This window comes from Marivirga salinae, assembly GCF_030503855.1.
GTDB lineage: Bacteria > Bacteroidota > Bacteroidia > Cytophagales > Cyclobacteriaceae > Marivirga > Marivirga salinarum.
In genome coordinates, this window is the sequence record NZ_CP129971.1 from 906,833 (window position 1) to 927,236 (window position 20,404).

Below are 20,404 nucleotides of genomic sequence, written 5' to 3' on the forward strand. Positions count from 1 at the left end.
AATACCATGTATTAAAACCTTATTCTAGAGCGCGTTTTTAACGCGTTCTTTTTTTGCTTAAAAATCTTATTCAATATCCATCCCCAACAATATTCCCTCAAAACGGTATAATAACTTGAATCAAAAATCTTTGACTATGAAGAATTCGATCATTTTATCCACATTTATTTTCAGCTTTTTGTTAGTCATATCATGCCAAGCTGAACCTGATAAAGAAACTGTAGCAGTTGATTTTGAAGTCGTAACTATTGCAGATGGATTGAACAATCCTTGGGGAATGGCTTGGTTGCCCGATGGCAGAATGTTGGTGACAGAAATAAAAGGAGAAATTTTAATTATTGAAAATGATAAATATTCTGGCAAAAAATTAAAAGGGGTACCAGAAGTTTATGCGAATAACCAAGGGGGCTTATTAGATATCCAATTACATCCGGATTATGAAAGTAATGGCTGGATTTATTTCAGTTTCTCCAAACCTGGAGATGGTGGCGGAAGCACAGCTATTATGAGAGCAAAATTAGAAGGTGAGAATTTGGTTAATAAAGAACTCATTTACGAATCATTTCCAAAAACACGCTCTGGAATTCATTTTGGCTCTCGAATAGATTTTAAAGATGGTTATATCTTTTTCACCATAGGCGAAAGAGGCGAAATGGATAATGCACAATCCGTAGGAAATCCTTATGGAAAAGTACACAGACTACATGAAAACGGGGATGTACCGGAAGATAATCCGTTCGTCAAAATCCCGGATGCAGTACACAGTATTTGGAGCTATGGTCATAGAAATCCTCAAGGCATGCAATTTCACCCTCAAACCGGTGAATTGTGGTCACATGAGCACGGACCAAAAGGTGGTGATGAATTAAATATTGTGAAAAAAGGAAAAAATTACGGCTGGCCTGAAATAAGTTATGGAATTGATTATGATGGAAGCATCATTACAGATGAAACTGAAAAGGAAGGTATGATGCAGCCTGTTCATTATTGGGATCCTTCCATTGCCCCCTGCGGAATGACCTTTGTGAGCAGTGATCGCTATCCAGAATGGAAAAATAACATACTAATGGGCTCACTTAAATTTCAATATTTGAATAGAGTAGTTTTAGATGATAAAGGAAATTACGTGGAAGAAGAAAAACTACTTGAAGGCATTGGCAGAGTTAGACATGTAGCGGAAAGTCCTGATGGATTTATTTATGTAGCAGTTGAAGGCCCGGGGAAAATCGTGAAACTGATGCCAAAAAAATAAAAAAATTTTTCTGTCCCTAAAAACAGCCCTATCTCTCTCAAAACCGACAGGGCTGTTTTTTATACCCAATTTTCTAAACTCCTCCACGAACTTAAATTTGCATATGAAAGTTGCTTAGTGTAAATTAGACACTAAGTATCTACACTAAATTCCATTATTTTTTACTTTTTTGGATTAGTATTTATCAGTAAATTATACTTCACAATTGACTGACTATCATATTTATGCGCAATAATTCTCTTTACAACTCAGCTTTCGAACACGATGCCTGCGGAATAGGCACAATCGTTAATATAAACGGAAATAAAGAATTTCAACTCATTCAGGATGCCTTGGATATGTTGGAAAACATGGAGCATAGAGGCGGAACCGGTGCTGATAAGCAAACTGGTGACGGGGCCGGAATTATGCTTCAGATTGATGAACATTTCATTAAATGGACGTCAGAAGATGCTGGAATTTCACTCGAAGAAAATAAGCCTGTTGGAACCGGTATTTTCTTCTTTCCGAAAATGCAAAAAGTAGCAGACGAATGTAAAGCTGTAATTGATGATCATGCAAAAGAATTAGGCTTAAAAATATTAGGATATAGAGCCATCCCTGTTAATGAGAAAGTACCTGGCTCTGGAGCCAAACCTGTAGAGCCTTTAATAGAACAAATATTTGTTCAGGCTGAACAGGATTTGAGTGTTGATGAATTAGAACGAAAGTTATTTGTACTGAGAAATTACAGCACTCATTTTATTGGCCATAACGTCCAAGGAAATAACAAAGCCTTTTACGTCTGTAGCCTTTCCACCAATACAGTTATTTATAAAGGGCAATTAAGAACCAATCAATTACGGGAATATTTTGATGATTTAAGAGACGAACGTTTCAAATCCGCTTTTGCCATTATTCATTCACGATTTTCTACTAATACCTTCCCGAATTGGAAATTAGCTCAGCCTTTCCGATTTATAGCTCATAATGGGGAAATCAATACCATTAGAGGTAATGTAACTAAAATGAAATCGAAGGAAGCCAACTTCAATTCTAAGGTTTTCTCTAAAGATGAATTAAATAAATTACTACCAGTCACCAATCCTGAACATTCCGATTCCGCCAATTTAGATGGAATAGTGGAAATGTTGGTTTTAGACGGACGTCCATTGGAACATGTTTTGATGATGCTAGTGCCCGAAGCTTGGCAAGATAATACCATGATGGATAAAGACCGTAAAGCATTTTATAAATATCATGCTTCCATTATGGAGCCTTGGGATGGCCCTGCTGCATTGATTTTTACAGATGGCAAAAAAGTAGGCGCCACTTTGGATAGAAATGGTTTACGTCCATCTAGATTTTGTATTACAAAAAGTGGTCGTTTGATTGTTTCCTCAGAAGCAGGAGCTTTGCCAGTTGCCTCCGATGATGTGATTCAGAAAGGAAGATTGCAACCTGGCAAAATGCTGATGGCTGATATTGAGCAGAAAAAAGTTTTGTTCGATGAAGAAATTAAGCAAGGAGTTACCGCTAATAAATCCTATCAAGATTGGATTCTAGCTCACAGAGTGAAATTAAGAAATTTACCAGCTCCAGAAATTAAGACTGAGAAATTATCAGGGGAAATCCTATTGAGAATACAAAAAGCTTATGGTTATACTTCCGAAGAGCTTAAAGTAATTTTAGCTGATATGGCGGTTCGTGCAACAGAACCAATTGGCTCTATGGGAGCTGATACTCCATTGGCAATCTTAAGCAAGCAAAGTCAACACATTGCCAATTATTTCAAACAGCTTTTTGCACAGGTAAGTAACCCGCCTATCGATCCTATTCGTGAGCGAATGGTGATGTCACTTTTCACCAGAGTGGGTGAAAGTTTGAATATTTTGGAGGAAACTCCAGCTCATGCCAAGCAAGTACATATTTCTCAACCTGTTTTGCTCCAATCCGATATTGCGAAGTTTATGTATCTGAAAGACATTGGCTTCGGTTATGAAATTATAGATTGCGTATTTAATGCAGACGGTGCTCCCGGAAGATTGGAAGAAGGCTTAAATACGATTTGTGCGAAAGCAGAAGAAGCTGCCAATAACGGAAAAGTGGTCTTAATCCTTTCAGATAAAGCGATAGATGAAAATCATGCCCCAATTCCTTCTTTGTTATCAACAGGAGCGGTGCATCAGCATCTGGTTAAAAAGAATCTTAGGACAAAAACCGGTTTGGTAATAGAAGCTGGAGATGTGCGAGAAACCCATCATTTTGCTACCATTATTGGATACGGGGCAAGTGCTATCAACCCATATTTGGCAATTAAATCCATTGAAGATTTACATGATAAAAAGCTGTTGGGTGAAGATATCACCAAAGAAGAGGCCGTTGCCAATTATCAAACTGCCATTGGTTATGGATTACTGAAAATATTATCCAAAATGGGGATTAGCACACTGCAATCCTATCAAAGTGCACAAATATTTGAAGCTTTAGGGCTGCATTCTACTGTAATTGAAAAATGCTTTACAGGTACCATTTCCAGAATTGAAGGAATTGATTTTGACGGTTTAGCCAGAGAAGTTTTAGTGAGACATCTTCAGGCTTTCCCTAAAAATGAGCAAGTGAAAAAAGGCTTGGAAGTAGGTGGTGTTTACCAATGGAAATTAAGAGGTGAAAAACACCTTTTCAATCCTGAAACCATTCACTTATTACAGCATTCTACTAAGACTGCAAATTTCTCTTTATATAAAAAATACGCCTCGAAAATAAATGATCAGGTTAAAGATACACTGACCTTAAGAGGTCTTTTCGATTTTAAAAAGCGAGTGCCTATTTCATTATCTGAAGTGGAACCAGCTGAGAAAATTATGAAAAGATTTGCCACTGGCGCCATGTCATTTGGCTCAATTTCTCATGAAGCCCATTCTACATTAGCTATTGCCATGAATAGAATTGGTGCTAAAAGTAACAGTGGAGAAGGCGGAGAAGATGAAGTGCGATTTGAAGTAAAACCCAATGGTGATTGGGAGCGCTCGGCCATCAAGCAAGTTGCTTCCGGTAGATTTGGAGTAACCAGTTATTATTTGACCAATGCCGATGAATTGCAAATTAAAATGGCACAAGGAGCTAAACCTGGAGAAGGCGGTCAACTGCCAGGCCATAAAGTGGATGAATGGATCGGACGCGTAAGGCATTCAACACCAGGTGTAGGCTTAATTTCACCTCCTCCGCATCACGATATTTATTCCATTGAAGATTTAGCTCAGTTAATTTTCGATTTGAAAAATGCCAATCGTGCAGCCAGAATTAATGTAAAATTAGTTTCTCAAGCAGGTGTTGGTACGGTAGCGGCCGGTGTTTCAAAAGCCAATGCAGATGTTGTATTGATTTCGGGAGCAGATGGCGGAACGGGTGCTTCACCGTTGAGTTCTATTCGCCATGCAGGTTTGCCTTGGGAATTAGGCTTAGCTGAGGCACATCAAACATTGGTAAAAAACAATTTGAGAAGTCGAATTACGGTTCAGACTGATGGTCAGATGAGAACGGGCAGAGATTTAGCCATAGCAACACTTTTAGGTGCTGAAGAATGGGGGATTTCTACTGCCGCTTTAGTGGTGGAAGGCTGCATCATGATGAGAAAATGTCATACCAATACATGCCCAATAGGAGTTGCCACACAAAATCCTGAATTAAGAAAATTATTCACAGGAGACCCAGAACATGTGGTGAATTTCTTCAAATTCTTAACTGAAGATTTAAGAGAAATTATGGCTCAACTAGGTTTTAGAACTATAGATGAAATGGTAGGTCATTCTGAAGTACTAAAAGTTAGAAATGATGTGCCATTTTGGAAATTGAAAGATTTGGATTTACGTCCGATTCTATATCAGGAAAATATACCTGAGCAAGTGGGCGTATTTAAGCAAATTGAGCAAGAACATGAATTGGAAGAAGTATTAGACTGGAAATTATTGGAAGTTGCTAAAGAGGCAATGGAAAATCAAAAACCGGTTAGAGAAACTTTCCCAATTCGAAATATCAATAGAGCGGTTGGGGCTATATTATCCAACGAAATCAGTAAAAAATATAAAGGAGATGGTCTTCCTGAAGATACTATTCGATATAAATTTGAAGGTTCTGCGGGACAAAGTTTTGGTGCCTTTTTAGCTAATGGAGTCACTTTTGAAATTGAGGGAGAATCCAACGATTACTATGGAAAAGGACTTTCAGGAGGAAAACTAATTATCTATCCTCCTAAAAATTCAGACTTTGATGCTTCTAAGAATATTATTATTGGAAATGTGGCATTTTACGGTGCTACTTCTGGTTATGCCTATATCAACGGAATGGCTGGTGAGCGATTTGCAGTAAGAAATTCAGGTGTTAGTGCTGTGGTTGAAGGGGTAGGTGATCATGCCTGTGAATATATGACCGGTGGAAGAGTTGTTGTGCTCGGTGAAACGGGCAAAAACTTTGCTGCCGGAATGAGTGGAGGTATTGCTTATGTATTGGATGAAAAGAAAGCTTTCAAAGATAATTGCAATAAAGCAATGGTGAGTTTGGAAAGCCCTTCCGATGAAGATACTGAAGAATTGAAAACTTTGATTAGTTATCACGCTCAAGCCACAGGCAGCCAAAAAGCGAAAAAAATCTTAGAAAATTTTGAGGAATATTTACCACAATTCATCAAGGTAATCCCTTATGATTTCAAGCGCATATTGGAAGCCAAAAAAGCAGAAGAACAAAAAGAGAACGAAAAAATTGTAGCATAAATGGGACAGCAAGACGGATTTTTAAAATTTGATAGGGAGTTGCCCGATAGCAGATCCCCAAAAAAGAGAGTAGAAGATTTCAAGGAAATATATCAGCCTTTTCCTGAAGTAAAAACCAAAAAGCAAGCAGCTAGATGTATGGATTGTGGAATTCCATTCTGCCATTCTGGATGCCCGCTAGGTAATATCATTCCTGAATTTAATGATGCAGTTTATCGAGAAAACTGGGAGGAAGCAGCTGAAATTTTATATTCTACTAATAATTTCCCAGAGTTTACAGGAAGAATTTGTCCCGCTCCATGTGAGGCAAGTTGTGTTTTGGGAATTAACAAACCACCTGTAGCTATTGAACATATCGAAAAAACCATAGCTGAAAAGGCTTATGAATTAGGCTATATAAAACCTAACCCGCCTAAAGAAAGGACAGGTAAAAAAGTGGCTGTTATCGGATCTGGTCCTGCCGGATTAGCGGCTGCTGATCAATTAAATAAAGCCGGACATTGGGTTACCGTTTTTGAAAGGGAAACTAGAATTGGCGGATTATTGCGCTATGGTATTCCTGATTTTAAACTGGAAAAGCAATATGTGGAGCGCAGAATCAACATCATGGATGAAGAAGGGGTTCGGTTCAAAGTAAATGCTGAAGTTGGCAAAAATATCAATCCTGATATGCTGAAAGAGGATTTTGATTCCATTGTGATTTGCACAGGCTCTACCGTTCCAAGAGATTTACCTATTCCGGGAAGAGAATTAAAAGGTATTCATTATGCAATGGATTTCTTGACCATGCAAAACAAGGAAGTTGCTGGTGACAGTATTGAAAATAAAATTTCTGCTGAAGGAAAACATGTAGTGGTAATTGGTGGTGGTGATACTGGTTCTGATTGTATTGGAACCTCTCATAGACAACATGCAAGCTCTGTATTGCAATTAGAATTAATGCCTAAACCTCCTCAAAACAGGGGAGAAAGTGACCCTTGGCCGCTATGGCCCATGACCTTAAGAACTTCTTCTTCACATGAAGAAGGTGGTGAAAGAAAATGGGGTGTGTTAACCAAAGAATTTAAAGGAAACGAGAAAGGTGAATTGACTCATATCAAATTAGTGGATATTGAGTGGGTGAACCAAGGTGGAAGACAAAATATGGTGGAAATTCAAGGGACAGAAAGGGATGTTCCATGCGAACTGGCATTACTGGCCATAGGCTTTACACAGCCAGAAAACCATTTATTGGATAGTTTAGGAGTTAATAAAACAAAGACTGGAACCGTGGAAGCCAATAGCTACAGAACAAATGTGGAAAATATATTCACGGCTGGAGATGCCAGAAGAGGTCAGTCATTAGTAGTGTGGGCCATTTCTGAAGGAAGAGAAGCCGCTAGGGAAGTTGATCAATATTTAATGGGCAGAACTGAATTGCCTGCTAAAGACGATTCTTTCTTTAATGTGGCAGAATTGGGCTAAGCTTTTTCCTATTATGGGAGAATAAGCACACCTCTTTTCCAAAATACTAAACTTTGGAAAAGAGGTGATATACTCTATTACTCAGCCAGTGCTTGCTCTATAGCATCAATAAATTTTTGCTTTTCCTTTTCAACCTTCTCTTCACCAATAAGCTCCTTTGCTAAAGTGATCTCAGGCATATAAGTTAATTTGTTTTTCTTCGAAATTACCAAGCTTTTTGGAAAAGCATATACTCCTAATTTGTTCGCTACATAATCCGCATGATATGCTATTTCATAATCAAAGGGTTTAAGAGCTTTGTAATGACGAAGAGTAGCAATATCATCAGTAGCAAATGCAATAAATTTGACTTTTCTACCTTCGAATTGTTTCTTTATTTCATTTAAAACAGGGATTTCCATTTTACAGCCAGGGCACCACAACCCCCAGAAATCATAAACTTTTACATAACCTTCCCAATCTGAAGCATTGTATTCAGATCCATCAATTAAATATGCTTTAAAATCAGGTAAATCTTCTCCCACGCTTATCAAAGAATTACTTCTTTGCTTTAAGGCTGAAGCCCATTTTATATCTTCAATAGGCAACCAACTCTCAGTATATTTTTTAAGATTAGGTAATTCTTCTATCTTTTCTTCCTTCAAAATTTCACTTTCTATATATAGCTTACCTTTCATAAAAAGCTGATAACTCATTACGAAGCCTGGTAAATTATCAAATATTAATGGATACTTTCCGCCAGCATTGTGTTTTGCATTTTTGAAGGGGTAAACAGTAGTTTTGGCATTGATTTCATTGTTTACCCATGCCAAAAGTCTCATTTTCTTATAGGTTAGTTCTACTTCCTGAGCTTCATAACCTAAAATATTCTTCTTTCTTCCTGTATTCTCAACTTTAGCAGTAGCCATTGGATATTCATCAAAAAAATATCCTAATTCGTCATAGGAGTCATTTGTTTCATTTGTAAAAAAATAGGTTAATTGATTTAAGGATTTATGATGCCTGAAAGCATATTCCAAATCATCAGCCCAGACATATACACTATCATCAGAAAGTGCGATTCAATGTTTAACTTGATAAGCATAAGGTTTTTCTAGGCTCTCATTAGCATATCCCTTTTGTTCAAAAATAAAAGATTGATACTGGGCAAGAGAAATTTTTGGTAATAGGATTACCAAGATAATAATTACAACTTTTTTCATAACACAAATTTTATTTAAAACATGGGAAATTAAATAAAAACAATACTAATGTAAAGGAATTTGCTAGAACTATAATTTTCCAAAAAATAGAAACAAAGGAATCCTTAAATTGCTTAGCTATCAATCTAAAATTGAAACATTCATTAATTTTCATAGTTTAAAACTTATTTATAATAATACTTATAAAATGAAGCCCTACGCTATTGTTGATACTGACAAAATGCCAATTGTGATAGTTACTTTCACTGGAGCGCACAGCACGGATGAAAATTTTCAGCAATATTTAGATGATCTGGAAGGCTGCTATGATGACAGGAAAACAATTGCCATAATCTTTGATGCCAGTAATGCTGTTATCCCCAAATTATCTCTCCAACGTAAGCAAGCATATTGGATTAGCCAACATTGGAAAATGATTCAAACTTATTGCAAGGGCACTGCCTATGTAATTCCTAATATGGCCATAAGAACTGTTCTAAAAATGATTTTTTCATTTCAAAATCAGCCGGCACCATATAAAATCTTTTCCAATATTGAAGAAGCAGAGATTTGGATAGGAGATTTAATCAGTAAAAAAAAGGTGCTCAATTAGTGTAATCAATAATCTCAGTCTTTAGAAAATCTGATAATTCCTTCAATTTACTTTGAACCGTTTCTTTGTTTTTATGCTCATACAAAAATAAAGTTTCTCCATTTTCAAACTTCAAAAAAGCTTTATAAACAACATTTCTAATAGTTGAACTTTGATTAGCTCTGCCATATAATCTCTGACTGACTTTAATCTTTTTAATAAATATCTTTTCCACATTTTTTAAAGGCTCCCACTTGCCATTTTTTATGAAAAAGAAAGAATTGTATTCTCTAAATTTATCATTTTTGAATTCAACTCCTGAAAAAGCCGAAACTATTCCACCTCCAAGCAAAACGAAGAGAATACTAGCCCATATATTAATAACTATAAGTGCTAGCCCTGCAAATAGAAGTACATAGCCTAAAATTTGAAATTGAATAGGAAATAGTAGTCCGTTTTTTAAATTTAAATAGGGTTTTGACATTGAAATAATGGATGTTTCCATACCAATATAGAGATTATTTTAAAAAGTATTAAATATACACTTTTATAAACTATTGGTTTCAAGATAAAAAAGCGTTTAGCAATAACTGATAATTCAGACTTCACAAACCATGACATTAATCATTCTTTTCATTGGTTTTGATCAAGCAATACCTAAATTATGAATAGTAAATTTGCTATCGCATAACAAAAGGAAATATGAACAATTCATTAAAAATAGTGACAGCCCAAGAAGCTGTTTCACACGTAAAATCAGGCGACAGAGTATTTATTCAAGGAGCGGCTATGACTCCGGTTACTCTAATTGATGCTTTGGCTAATAGACATCAATCGTTAGAAAATGTAGAGGTAATGCACTTGCACACAGAAGGCAGAGCTGCCTATACAGAAGAACCCTATTACAAATCCTTCAAAATCAATAGTGCTTTTGTAGGTGGAAATGTGAGAAAAGCTATCCAAGCCGGTAGAGGAGATTATATTCCGATATTTTTGAGTGAGGTGCATTGGCTTTTCAGACGAAATATTTTGCCGTTGGATGTTGCATTTATTCAAATTTCTACCCCTGATCGCCACGGCTATTGCTCTTTAGGCGTTTCTGTTGATGTTACAATTCCTGCCATTCAAACCGCAAAATTGGTGATCGCGCAAGTCAATCCAAATGTGCCAAGAACACATGGAGATGGTATCATACACATAAATCAAATTGATTATGCAGTGGAGGTTGATCAGCCTATTCATGGACATGAAATTGTGGTAGCTTCAGAAATTGAACAACAAATTGGAGCTCATGTTGCCGGATTAGTGGATGATGGAGCAACCTTACAAATGGGAATTGGAGCTATTCCAAATGCAGCTTTACAAAATTTGGGAAACCATAAAAACTTGGGCATTCATACCGAAATGTTTTCTGATGGTATTTTACCATTAGTAGAAAGCGGTGTAATTAACGGTAGCAAAAAAGAAGTGAAAACAGGGAAATTAGTGACTTGTTTTGCGGTAGGTTCACAGAAATTATACGACTTTATGGATGATAATCCTTTGGTTCATATGAAGGAAGCTGCTTACACTAATGACACAGCCATTATCAGAAGAAACCCAAAAGTAACTGCTATTAATTCCGCCATAGAAATTGATTTAACTGGTCAGGTTTGTGCGGATACAATTGGTAAAATGCAGTTTTCAGGAGTTGGGGGACAAATGGATTTCATCAGAGGAGCTTCATTATCTGAAGGCGGAAAAGCAATCTTGGCAATGCCAGCTGCCACCAAAAAAGGGGTCAGCAAAATCGTTCCTTTTTTACAAGAAGGAGCAGGAGTAACCACCACAAGAGCTCACGTTCATTATGTAGTGACTGAATACGGAGTGGTTGACCTTTATGGTAAAAATTTGAAACAAAGAGCCAGAGCTCTGATTTCTATTGCACATCCAGATGCAAGAGAAGAATTGGAAAAAGCTGCTTTTGAGCGATTCAAAGCAAAATAATTTACTTAAATCTAGCACGCGTATAAGAACGCGTGCTATTTCTTTTTATAAGGAATCCCCTCCAAAAACAAAAAAGGTTTAAAGATAATTAACCCCCTCTTTTAATTATTTATCCCCTTTAACTATTAACTTCCAATATTATTGGTAAAACAATTCCTCTTCTTTTATGATTTAAAAGGCATATCTCTTAAATTGGTTGTAAACTATCTTAAGCATGTCAAAGACTATAATTGTATCCAACAGATTGCCCATTAGAATAGAAAAAGAGGACGGGCAGAAAGTATATAAAACAAGTGAAGGCGGATTAGCTACAGGACTCGGTTCCATTTACAAAGAAGGTAAAAATATTTGGATTGGCTGGCCAGGCATTTCATTAGAGCATGAGGAAGAACAAGAAGTTGAAAAAGAATTAATAAATCGAAACATGCGACCAGTTTTTTTAACTGAAGATGATGTGGAAGATTTTTACTTAGGCTTTAGCAATCAAACTTTATGGCCAGCATTTCACTATTTTATTCATCACATGCGATTCGTAGATGAAGAGTGGGAGGCTTATTACAATGCCAATAGAAAATTTGCGGATGCTGTTTCCAAATGGCTGGAGCCGGATGACATCATATGGGTACATGATTACCAGTTAATGTTGGTACCTGAAATGATCCGAAAACAATTCCCTAATGTAACGATCGGCTTTTTTCAACATATTCCTTTTCCTTCTTATGAAGTTTTTAGAATGATTCCATGGCGGAAAAAATTACTGAATGGAGTTTTGGGTGCGGATTATATTGGCTTCCATACCTATGATGATATGCGCCATTTTTTGAGTAGTTGTCACCGTTTGGCAGGTTATAGTTACGAAAGAAATCAAATCTTAGTAAAAAATAGATTAGTAGAAGCCGATTCACTTCCGATGGGAATTGATTATGGTAAATATTTGGAATCAGCTACAAGCCAGCTAGCCAAAGCAAAAGAAATCAGTTATCGAGATTCTTTAGGTAGTCAAGAATTAATTCTTTCAATGGATAGGCTGGATTATTCTAAAGGCATACCGGGAAGACTTCAGGCTTTTGATAAATTTCTTGAGAAATATCCTGAATATCAGGGCAGGGTTTCGCTCTTTTTAATAGTAGTGCCTTCAAGAGATCAGGTTGCAAGTTATAAAGCCTTAAAAGAAAAAGTGGAGTTTTTAGTAGGACATGTTAATGGAAAATACGGGACTATCAATTATGTGCCGGTTCATTTCTACTACAGAAGTTTCCCTTTGGATGATCTTTCTGCGTTCTATCGAATGTGTAAAATTGCAATGATTACTCCTAAAAGAGATGGGATGAATTTAGTCTGCAAGGAATTTATAGCCAGTCGAGAACATGAAGATGGTGTGCTTATTTTAAGTGAAATGGCTGGTGCTTCCAAAGAGCTTTCTGATGCTATTTTGGTAAACCCAAATGATCAGAATGAAATGGTAGAAGCTATTAAAAAGGCTTTAGAAATGCCGCTTAATGAACAAAAGCGCAGGATGAAAATCATGCAGAGAACAGTGAAGAAATATACCATCTTCCAGTGGGTTGATCTTTTTATGAACAATTTAAAAGACCTAAAAGAGCGTCAACAATCAATGGCTACTAAAAAGCTAAATGATAAAATTAAAAGCAATATTACAAAAGATTTCAAGAAGGCTAAAAACCCAATAATCTTCCTTGATTATGACGGAACCTTAGTGCCATTTCATGAAAACCCAGATGAATGTGCTCCAGATGCTGAATTAGCACAAATTCTACATCAATTAGCGGTAAAAGCAAAATTAGTAGTGATCAGTGGAAGAAAAGCTGCCACCCTGGAAGAATGGCTAGATGAATTTAACATTGATTTAATTGCAGAACACGGTATAAAAACCAAAAGGGCTGGAGCTAAATGGAAGGTAAACGGAGATTTGCAAGATGACGGTTGGAAAAATGAAGCCCGTGATATTCTGGAATTCTATATACAAAGAACTCCTGGCTCTTTCTTGGAGGAAAAAGAGCATACTTTAGTTTGGCACTATAGAAAAGTAGAAAAAGGCTTGGGCAGCTTAAGGTCTAGCGAGCTATCCAGCCATCTGAAACATTTTATGACTAACAAAGGCTTAGATGTTATTGAAGGAGATCATGTAGTGGAAGTTAAGCCTTCCATCATTAATAAGGGGAAAGCAGCAACAGAAAGATTAAAAGGAGAAAAAGTAGATTTCATTATGGCATTTGGAGATGACCGAACAGATGAAGATACTTTTGAAGCGCTCCCAAAAACAGCTTTAACTATTAAAGTTGGTAGCGGTTTTTCTTATGCAAAATATGCAGTGGAAAATAATGAGGAAGTTAGGGCACTATTGCAATCCTTTGTGCAGGAATAATCGGTGGTTAATGAAAATACCCTCAAACCTAATATAGGAAGAGCAAGCGTAGATAATGAAAATTATCTGCGCTTTTTTTATATCCAAAAATTGTACTTAATCGGTAAGCCTATATAAATTACATTTTGAATAATTCTAATATTATCAAATCATTAACATTCCATAATCACTTCATTAAAAGAAATATACTTACTTTATTTGCGACATTAATTTCCAAGAAATATAAATCAACCATGAGAAGTTGTAGGGAATAAGGGGTTGATAGATTTGTACTAAACCAACTTAACTAAACCAATATGCTAATTAATTTTAAATCCCAAAACTTCATCAGAGGCATAATACTTTTGCTTTTGATGGGGCTAATTCATCCCTTGCAAGCACAAATTCCTGCTGGTTATTACGATGCCGCAAATGGTAAAACAGGAGAACAACTCAAAGCAGCATTAAATGATATAATTAGTGGACATACTACTTATCCCTATAGCAGCTCTAGCACAGATGTATGGGACATTTTAAAAGAAGCAGATAGAGACCCGAATAATTCAGCCAATGTAATTGGAATTTATTCGGGTTTTTCAATGGATGCTACCGCAGAATATAATAATGGTGACGGATGGAACAGAGAACATGTATGGGCAAAATCAAGAGGAGATTTTGGTACTAGTGAAGGAGCAGGAACCGATTGTCACCATTTGGCTGTAGCGGATATTTCCACTAATGGAGCTAGAGGAAATATGAATTTTGACTATGGCGATACTTATTATGTAGATACCCAAGGTTTTTATTCTGGAAGTACTTTATCGAAAACAAGCAGTACAGCGGATGTTTGGGAACCTCGTGATGAGGTAAAAGGTGATGTAGCTCGAATGATTTTTTACATGGCAACGCGCTATGAGGGAGAAAATGGTGAACCAGACCTTGAATTAACCGAGTCACTTTTATCAGGTACAGATAAGTCACCTTATCACGGAAAGCTATCCGTATTATTAGAATGGCACCAACAAGACCCGGTAAGTGCAACAGAAATTCAAAGAAATGATATCATCTATAGTTATCAGAATAATAGAAATCCTTTCATCGATCATCCTGAATATGTATGTGAAATTTATAGCTGCTCAACTTCAGGTGGAAATAATGCTCCTTACTTTACTTCTAGCCCTGTAACATCAGTAGCAGCTGGAACTAATTATTCATACTCAATAACCACTACAGATCCTGAAGGAGATAATGTGAATATCTCTGCATCTTTACTTCCTACTTGGATGAGTTTTACAGATAATGGAAATGGTACAGCAATAATTAGTGGTAGTACTCAAACTTCAGGCGATTACTCAGTTTCTCTAAACGTTTCAGATGCAAGCGCAAGTAACGCTCAAAATTTTACTGTTAGTGTAACAAGTTCAGGCGGAGGCACTGGAACAGCAAGTGAACTTATTTTCTCTGAATACATTGAAGGTTCTTCTTACAATAAAGGATTAGAAATTGCCAATTTTACTGGTTCATCAGTTGATCTATCAGCTTACTCCATAATGAAGCAGACCAATGGTTCCGGTTCATGGACAGGCGAATTAAGCTTGAGTGGCTCAATTGCAAATGGAGATGTATTTGTTGTGGTAAATTCAAATGCTGCTTCAGCAATGCAGACCGAAGCTGATTTAATTTCAAGTAGTGCTGCATTGTCATTTAATGGTAATGATCCAATTGGACTATTTAAAAATGGACAACTAATTGATGTAATTGGAAATTTCAATAGCAGTTCTAGCTTTGGACAAAACACCACTTTGGTAAGAGGCGAAACGGTAACGGAACCGACTACCACTTATTCCACATCAGAATGGGATGGATATGCTTCTGATACTTTTAGCTTTTTAGGAAGTCATTCTATTGCGGGTTCAGGTGGAGGAGACACGGAAGCACCTTCAACTCCTTCTAATTTACTAGTAAGTAATGTGACCGAAACCTCTTTTGACTTAAGCTGGGATACCTCTACAGATAATCTAGGAGTTGATCAATATGTAATTTATTTAGATGGCAGTTTTTATGCTAATTCCATTTCTACAACTGCAACTGTAAATGGACTGTCCGTATCAACGAATTATGTGGTGAACATTTCCGCACAAGATGCAGCTGGAAACGAATCTAACCAAAGCTCAAATGTTGGGGTTACGACTTCTGCTCCATTACCAAGCTTAGATTGCCAAAGCAGCATCAATTCCTTTCCTTATCAGCAAGGATTTGAAAACGGAAATGATTGGGTTCAATCAATAAGTGATGATTTTGATTGGACGGTAAACTCAGGTGCAACGGGTTCTTCCAATACTGGTCCTTCCAGTGCTTATGAAGGAAATTATTATTTTTATGTAGAAGCTTCAAGTCCAAATTATTCCTATAAAACAGCCACTATTGAAAGTCCTTGCTTTGATTTAAGTAATGAAAACCAGGCGTCATTTAATTTTAATTATCATATGTATGGTGCCAGCAATATGGGTTCTTTAATGTTGCAAGTCACCACAGATGGAGATAATTGGAGTACCTTATGGTCAAAATCAGGCAATCAAGGTACTTCTTGGCAAGCAGAGAATATAGATTTATCAGCCTATTTAGGTGAAACAATAAAACTAAGAGTTGTAGGTCAGACAAGTGACACTTGGCAAGGAGATATGGCAATTGACAATTTAGAATTATCCACTGCTCAACCAGTTGTTGAAACGACACTTAACTTATCATTGACTTTTGATAACTATCCAGAAGAAACCACATGGGAAATTTTAGCGGGTTCAACTGTAATTGCTGAAGGTGGCCCTTATGGAAATTATGCAGATGGAAGCACTATTAATGTTTCTATTACAGTTCCTGAAGGTTGTTACGATTTCAATATTTATGATAGCTATGGAGATGGAATTTGCTGTTCTTATGGCAGTGGTTCTTTTACCCTAAGCAATGGAAATAATGTGATTGTTTCAGGAGGAAGTTTTGGGAGTGGAGAAAGCACAAACTTTTGTGTAGGCAACAATCTTAGAAGCTTAACTAGAACTGAAAGCATTTCTTCAGAAATAGAATCAGCTGGATTTAATGTTTATCCAAACCCGGCTATTACTGAGCTTGAAATATTTACAGGAAAAATGGATGCTACTGCTTATCAAATCATTTCACTTTCTGGGAAAATAGAGCAAAGTGGAAATTTGAATGCAAAATCTAGCACTATTGATGTGACAAATCTAGAATCAGGACTATATGTTTTAAAAGTACTTGATTCAGAAAATGTAGTAGTCAAAAAAATAATGGTCAAATAGGCTACTCTTGATTAATACTACAACCCTTTAAAACCAAATAATTTTTGCTCGAACAGGGCGGGCAGGAGGACAAAAAGGCGGGCCAGCGTTGGGATGTAGCGATGAAGCCAGCCAGAGGCTGGTCAGCCTTTGGCTGACATCTTTTTGTCTTGATTTTTTCTTTCTTTTTGATCAAACAAAAAGGAAAAGTAGAAACTACAAAATATAAATTCGAGTATAAATCTAAATTTAATATCTAAAACCTCAGATTTCCTCTAAATCAAAGCTTTTTGAGGTTTTAGATTTAGTAAAATTTCAGACTAAGGACTTTATATTTGCTATAATGAAAATTAGTGTTTCATTTTAATTTCCAAGAGAACCCAAAAAAATAATCCCAAGAGCGATTCAAATAGCTCTTGGAATTATTTTATTCTTCCTCGTCTTTCTTTTTTATATCTTTAAGATCATCCCTATCCTTTAGCTTTTTATCTTCCACTTCTTTATTCAAAAACTGGTTGATTCTATCAATATCAAAGCTAGTTTGAATCTCACCAAAGGAATCGATTTTTACATCAAACCCCTCAAGCTTAGGGTTTACACTAGGTTTTTTATCTTTTTTTTTATCTTCTTTCTTTTTAGACATTATTCAGAAATTTGATCCTTTAGCTTATCTAACGCTAAACGAATCCTTTCTGTTATTTCTTCCTTGCCTAATATTTCGATAATTTCCATTAAATCAGGACCTCCAGCTTCTCCAGTAATGCTCACTCTTAGAGATTGCATCACTTTTCCCATGCCAATTCCTTCTTGCTCCAACACAGCAGCAAAAGTTGCTTTAGCATTTCCAGCATCCAAATGATCTACTTTATCAAGGGCATCAGCATATAAACTTAAAGCTTTATCAACCTCGGCATTCCATTTTTTTCTTACTACTTTTTCATCATAGCTATCTGGCTTTTTGAAAAAATATTGACCTTGTGTCCAAAGTTCGGTTGGGAAAGTCACCCTTTCTTTCAAGGCATGAACAATACGTTCTAATTTCCCTTGAGAAACCTCAATTCCATTTGCTTCAACATCCCTTTTAAGATATTCAGCTAATTCTTGATTAGATTTATTCTTTAAATACTGCTCATTAAACCACTTCGCTTTTTGGATATCAAATTTGGCTCCAGCCTTTCCAATTCTCTCTAAAGTGAATTCTTTGATTAATTCCTCTACATTAAAAAGCTCTTGCTCACTACCCGGATTCCAACCTAAGAATGCTAGAAAGTTCAATAATGCATCCGGAAGATATCCCTCTTCTTTAAAGCCAGCTAATAATTCACCTGAAGCTGGATCTTTCCATTCCATCGGGAAAATAGGGAAGCCATGCTTTTCTGCATCTCTTTTGCTTAATTTTCCATTTCCATCAGGCTTTAATAATAATGGCAAATGCGCAAATTCTGGCATGGTATCTTCCCAGCCAAAAAACTGATAAAGCAAGACATGTAAAGGAGCAGAAGGTAACCATTCTTCGCCACGGATTACATGCGTGATGCCCATCAAATGGTCATCTACCACATTGGCCAAATGGTAAGTCGGCATGCCATCCGATTTCATTAATATTTTATCATCTATCTGAGTAGAATGTACCATTACCCAGCCTCGAACTTTGTCATTTAAGCGCACCTCTTCTTTTCTAGGTACTTTTAAACGGATTACATAAGGCTCACCTGCATCCAATTTTGCTTTGACTTCTTCTTTGGATAAAGTCAAAGAGTTTTTCATTTGCAAACGCGTAATGGCATTGTATTGTGGGGTATCCACTCTTGCTGCTTTCAGACGCTCACGCATTTCATCCAATTCCTCAGAGGTATCAAAAGCATAATATGCCTTATCATCGTCTAATAATTGCTGTGCGTATTGCGCATAAATATCTTTACGCTCACTCTGTCTGTAAGGGCCAAATTCACCAGCATCATTCCATGGGCTTTCATCAGGCGTAATATTTAGCCACTCTAAGGTTCTTTTGATGTAATCCTCAGCACCGTCTACATAGCGGTTTTGATCAGTATCTTCAATTCTTAGAATGAATTGACCGCCTTCTTTCTTGGCAAATAGATAATTATATAAAGCCGTTCTGACTCCTCCAATGTGGAGTGGTCCCGTTGGACTTGGGGCAAAACGTACACGTACAGCTTGACTCATGAGATTCTTTTTTATTGCAAATTGGGCTGCAAAATTAATGAATTAAGTTGAAAAGTTGCGTAAGATGTAACTTATGTCCTGTGAAAGTTTAATGAAATGTAAATTTTTAATATTGTCCGTCTTTGACATTCTGCCTAACCCACTCAATATAATCGGTTTTAGGGATGTCTGTTATTCCGAGTTGACGCATCATTATCACCAATTGGCCCCGGTGATAGTTTCCGTGAGTGAAGACAGTTTGAGCAATTTCACGGATGGGAATTGAATAACTCTCGTCTTTATGATCAAATTGGATCTTTTTTTCTAAATCTGTGTTCTCTATGAAATTTTTAAAATTCACAGAAGTTTTCTGCCATAACTTAAATAGCTCACTCGGGGTTCCTGAAAAATTAGTGACTTCCGAGACGTCCCAACCATTCCCCTGAAGCCTTGAAAGCCAACCATATTCGGCCATCAACATGTGATTTGCTGTCTTCAAAATACTAGGAAAACTAGCTTCAATCTTTTGGTTTAGCAATTCTTCCTCCACTTCCGAAAGTGCATCTATAAATTTATTATTTGCCCAGATATTATAGTTTGCAAAATCGATATATCTCTTATTTTTCATTTGGTTTTAATTATGAGTAGAAAAAATGTAAAAATTGACTTTAATAAAAAAACAGACCGTCAACCTTCCTTATCCAATTCATTTATTATTCTGCTGCTTGGGTGATTTAAAAACACTAGTTCAACGGATTTTTCTTTATGTTTTTTATCGAAATCCAGCACTTCTCTTATTAGGTTTTCAGATTGACGACCATGATAAATAGTCCAAAAAACCACTATAGTTATGTCCGCTTTAGATTCAGGATTACTTTCATAAGGATTTCCTTCAGCGTCTTTAATGACAGGAATTAAGTCCGAAAATTTCAATTCGTGATGGTATTTTTTGACAGAATTATCTTGTGGTGGATATTGATTGAAAGTTCCTAAATAATTCCACTGCCAATCATTATTTTTCCTTTTTGTGTTACAGTTTATTTGATAAGAAATGAGGCTGTCATTTGAATCAAAAACCATCAACATATGCCATTGACTTAAATCTTTCGCTAACCTTCGATTGTTTTCTATATACCCTCTCACTATGCCAACATAATTTTCAAAGTCTATGATATACAAAGACTCATCAGGAACCTCCCATTTCTCGGAATAAGTTTTAACGGTTTCTAAGTTTCTAACTTCATCAGAAACATATCCATAATCCTCTTCCGCTTCAGCTCTTCTTTGTTGAGATGACTTACATGCAGTTAAAAAAATAATGATCAGTAGTAATGATAAGGTTAAGTTCTTCATATTT

Annotated in this window: 13 protein-coding genes; 7 read left to right on the forward strand and 6 right to left on the reverse strand. The window is 36.4% G+C overall.

Annotated features, from left to right (window positions below):
• Nucleotides 1–136: 136 nt before the first annotated feature.
• The 3 genes from QYS49_RS03890 (at nucleotide 137) to QYS49_RS03900 (ending at nucleotide 7,464) form a co-directional block, all read left to right on the forward strand.
• The gene (locus QYS49_RS03890; RefSeq protein WP_308350328.1) at nucleotides 137–1,252 is read left to right on the forward strand and encodes a PQQ-dependent sugar dehydrogenase; all 1,116 of its coding nucleotides are present in this window, start codon (nucleotides 137–139) and stop codon (nucleotides 1,250–1,252) included.
• A 224-nt stretch (nucleotides 1,253–1,476) separates the two neighbouring features.
• Nucleotides 1,477–6,000 (forward strand): glutamate synthase large subunit, encoded by a 4,524-nt coding sequence (gene gltB / locus QYS49_RS03895; RefSeq protein ID WP_308350329.1) that lies wholly within the window; start codon nucleotides 1,477–1,479, stop codon nucleotides 5,998–6,000.
• Complete coding sequence (locus QYS49_RS03900) at nucleotides 6,001–7,464, forward strand: glutamate synthase subunit beta (RefSeq protein ID WP_308350330.1); 1,464 nt, start codon at nucleotides 6,001–6,003, stop codon at nucleotides 7,462–7,464.
• Nucleotides 7,465–7,541: 77 nt separating this feature from the next.
• Here the strand turns inward: QYS49_RS03900 and QYS49_RS03905 are convergent, their stop codons facing one another.
• Nucleotides 7,542–8,483, reverse strand: coding sequence for a TlpA family protein disulfide reductase (locus QYS49_RS03905; protein ID WP_308350331.1), 942 nt, complete (start codon nucleotides 8,481–8,483; stop codon nucleotides 7,542–7,544).
• 370 nt (nucleotides 8,484–8,853) lie between these two features.
• Between QYS49_RS03905 and QYS49_RS03910 the strand changes: the two genes are divergently transcribed.
• A complete protein-coding gene (locus QYS49_RS03910) occupies nucleotides 8,854–9,258 on the forward strand; it encodes an STAS/SEC14 domain-containing protein (RefSeq protein ID WP_308350332.1) in 405 nt (134 codons plus the stop codon).
• On the opposite strand, the gene QYS49_RS03915 is transcribed toward QYS49_RS03910, so the two are convergent.
• On the reverse strand, nucleotides 9,251–9,742 hold the full coding sequence (locus QYS49_RS03915; protein ID WP_308350333.1) for a hypothetical protein: 492 nt from the start codon (nucleotides 9,740–9,742) through the stop codon (nucleotides 9,251–9,253). The two genes, QYS49_RS03910 and QYS49_RS03915, sit on opposite strands and share 8 nt — an antisense overlap.
• A gap of 197 nt (nucleotides 9,743–9,939) precedes the next feature.
• Here QYS49_RS03915 and QYS49_RS03920 point away from each other — a divergent pair, with 197 nt between their 5' ends.
• From QYS49_RS03920 to QYS49_RS03930, 3 genes are all read left to right on the forward strand, one after another.
• Nucleotides 9,940–11,223 (forward strand): acetyl-CoA hydrolase/transferase family protein, encoded by a 1,284-nt coding sequence (locus QYS49_RS03920; RefSeq protein ID WP_308350334.1) that lies wholly within the window; start codon nucleotides 9,940–9,942, stop codon nucleotides 11,221–11,223.
• Between the two features lie 214 nt (nucleotides 11,224–11,437).
• Complete coding sequence (locus tag QYS49_RS03925) at nucleotides 11,438–13,609, forward strand: bifunctional alpha,alpha-trehalose-phosphate synthase (UDP-forming)/trehalose-phosphatase (RefSeq protein WP_308350335.1); 2,172 nt, start codon at nucleotides 11,438–11,440, stop codon at nucleotides 13,607–13,609.
• A 296-nt stretch (nucleotides 13,610–13,905) separates the two neighbouring features.
• Nucleotides 13,906–16,902 carry an endonuclease gene (locus QYS49_RS03930; RefSeq protein WP_308350336.1) on the forward strand — a complete coding sequence of 999 codons (2,997 nt, stop codon included), beginning with the start codon at nucleotides 13,906–13,908 and terminating at the stop codon, nucleotides 16,900–16,902.
• A gap of 406 nt (nucleotides 16,903–17,308) precedes the next feature.
• On the opposite strand, the gene QYS49_RS03935 is transcribed toward QYS49_RS03930, so the two are convergent.
• From QYS49_RS03935 to QYS49_RS03950, 4 genes are all read right to left on the reverse strand, one after another.
• The gene (locus tag QYS49_RS03935) at nucleotides 17,309–17,524 is read right to left on the reverse strand and encodes a hypothetical protein (RefSeq protein WP_308350337.1); all 216 of its coding nucleotides are present in this window, start codon (nucleotides 17,522–17,524) and stop codon (nucleotides 17,309–17,311) included.
• A complete protein-coding gene (gene gltX, locus QYS49_RS03940; protein ID WP_308350338.1) occupies nucleotides 17,524–19,068 on the reverse strand; it encodes a glutamate--tRNA ligase in 1,545 nt (514 codons plus the stop codon). Before gltX ends, QYS49_RS03935 begins: the two co-directional genes overlap by 1 nt.
• Before the next feature lie 106 nt (nucleotides 19,069–19,174).
• Nucleotides 19,175–19,675, reverse strand: coding sequence for a DinB family protein (locus tag QYS49_RS03945; RefSeq protein ID WP_308350339.1), 501 nt, complete (start codon nucleotides 19,673–19,675; stop codon nucleotides 19,175–19,177).
• Nucleotides 19,676–19,734: 59 nt separating this feature from the next.
• On the reverse strand, nucleotides 19,735–20,400 hold the full coding sequence (locus QYS49_RS03950) for a hypothetical protein (protein WP_308350341.1): 666 nt from the start codon (nucleotides 20,398–20,400) through the stop codon (nucleotides 19,735–19,737).
• Nucleotides 20,401–20,404 lie beyond the last annotated feature (4 nt).